The organism is Vibrio sp. Vb1574, from assembly GCF_033338675.1.
Map to the genome: position 1 here is coordinate 1 of NZ_JAWOTC010000095.1, position 2,297 is coordinate 2,297.

Below are 2,297 nucleotides of genomic sequence, written 5' to 3' on the forward strand. Positions count from 1 at the left end.
ACGCCGGGGGTCGCGGGTTCGAGTCCCGTCCACTCCGCCACTTATATTAAGCCCCAGTCGAAAGACTGGGGCTTTTTCGTTTGGTCGTGTCCCCTAGAAATGCATTTACACATTGAAGGCGAGACAATACGACTTTCTTTACCCTTTTGGCACATGAGTTTCTCAGGAAGATGGGCCTGCTGCCTGCACTTCCAATTACTCCGAGTTTGTATTATGTCCTTGTTGAAAGATTGGTCATTTGAACAATGAGTCTTTATAACACTCGCCCTCAACCGTAGTAGAATGAATAGTCTTCCTCACTGCGCGTTTTGTTAGCGTCTCTCTTAAACAATAATTTTCTACATCTTATTTCTCAAACATTCATTGCTTCCATGTTTAGAGCGGGACCGTCGTTGCGTGGATTACGCAATTTCCCGAAATATAGTGAGGAAGAGATCTAAGTCTTCCGAAAATTAATGCCTTTTAGAAAACTTTGTTTTCTTTGCTGAACTTGCTAGTAGCGATTAACCTAAGAGGAGTTCTTGAGGAGTATGTTTGATGATGCAACAAATAAAAAATGAAACGCTGAAATCTGTATTTAAGCAATGGTCTTCCGAAGAGGGAATTGTGGTCATCAACCCTGCAACTGAGCAAGAGTTAATTCGGTTAAAGCCTAGTACTCTTGATGAGTTAGATGATCTCATTGGTCAGTGCAAAACGGAGCAAGTCCGTTGGGCTAAATTAAGTGCCAAAGAGCGCTCTCGTCGTTTGAGGGGGTGGTATCAACTACTTCTTGATAATGCAGAAGACATAGCCACGATTATTACCTTAGAGCAGGGTAAACCTTTAGCTGAGAGCAAAGGGGAAGTGATGTATGGTGCCTCTTTTGTCGAGTGGTTCTCAGAAGAAGCAAAACGTGCTTATGGCGAAGTTATTCCTGCCCCCACGACAGATAGACGTCTATCTGCAATTCGCCAGCCTGTGGGAGTATGCGCTGCAATTACACCTTGGAACTTCCCTATTGCGATGATTACAAGAAAAGCAGCACCAGCCCTAGCGGCAGGTTGTGGCATGTTGATCAAGCCATCAGAGCTTACCCCTCTCACTGCAATTGCTGTTGTTGAATTAGCTTATCAGGCTGGTATCCCTAAAGAACTGCTTTCTGTCGTGGTGTCGGAGCAGGCTGCTGAGTTTGGTCAAGTACTAAGTACTGATCCTAGGATTCAGAAGATCTCTTTTACGGGGTCTACGCGCGTTGGGAAAATTTTGATGAAGCAAGCCAGTGATTCAGTCAAGGCGGTGTCGATGGAGTTGGGTGGTAATGCGCCTTTCATCGTGTTTGAAGATGCAGACTTAGATGAGGCTGCGGAAGGGCTTGTCGCGTCGAAGTTCCGTAATGCAGGGCAAACATGTGTTTGTACCAATCGGCTATATGTTCATAAAAATGTAAAACAAGCTTTTATTGATAAAGTATTGTCGAAGTTAAGCAAATTAAAGCTTGGAAATGGTTTAGAGAAAGGTGTCACATTAGGTCCTGTTATTACGATGGCCTCTAAGCATCGACTAGAGGCGGTGATCGATCAAGCTGTACAAGAAGGAGCCTCTATTGCTAACTCTCCACAGAGACGGCCTGGTCGCTTTATGGAGCCCGTTCTTTTGGATAGTGTGACGCAGAATATGTCGATTGTTCAGCAAGAGCTATTCGGGCCTGTGTTGCCTATTGTTACCTTTGAAAATGATTATCAAGTTCTCGAAATGGCGAACGATACAGAATATGGTTTGGCTTGCTATTTCTATACGAATAGCTTGAAGCGTATTATGGCTTTTAGTGAAGGTTTAGAGTACGGCATGGTTGGAGTTAATGAAGGGATCATCTCTACTGAAGTGGCTCCATTTGGTGGAGTTAAAGAGTCGGGTGTTGGACGGGAAGGTGCTAAGCAAGGACTCGATGAATATCTGGAGACAAAGTATATTTGTCTTGGTGGTTTAAGCTGATTTCAGAGATGGCCGATTGAATTAAAAAGCTAGGTTTTTACCTGGCTTTTTTTAGTTGAAAGATACACCATTTGCCACGCGCGTTTGTGGTTAATATTTTCTGGTTACTTAGTGAGTCGATAGTTAGCTTGCGGTAAGCGGTTTTTAATAATCAAAGCGCTTATGTTATTTCGTGGGTAGTAGGAGAGAGCTTAGCTTTAAACTAATACAAAAAAGCCGCATCAAGTGATGCGGCTTCTTCTAATATGGCTCCTCCTGCTGGGCTCGAACCAGCGACCTGCGGATTAACAGTCCGTCGCTCTACCAACTGAGCTAAGGAGGAA

Annotated in this window: 1 protein-coding gene and 1 tRNA gene; one reads left to right on the plus strand and one right to left on the minus strand. The window is 44.0% G+C overall.

Annotated elements, in window-relative coordinates:
- The first annotated feature begins 537 nt into the window (after positions 1 to 537).
- On the plus strand, positions 538 to 1,974 hold the full coding sequence (locus R7O12_RS23715; protein WP_081007970.1) for an NAD-dependent succinate-semialdehyde dehydrogenase: 1,437 nt from the start codon (positions 538 to 540) through the stop codon (positions 1,972 to 1,974).
- Between the two features lie 246 nt (positions 1,975 to 2,220).
- On the opposite strand, the gene R7O12_RS23720 is transcribed toward R7O12_RS23715, so the two are convergent.
- Positions 2,221 to 2,296 (minus strand) — tRNA-Asn (locus R7O12_RS23720).
- Position 2,297: the final 1 nt, after the last annotated feature.

Bases quoted from the DNA above. Each gene is read 5' to 3' on its own strand.
- R7O12_RS23715 (WP_081007970.1), top strand. From the start codon at position 538: ATGATGCAACAAATAAAAAATGAAACGCTGAAATCTGTATTTAAGCAA.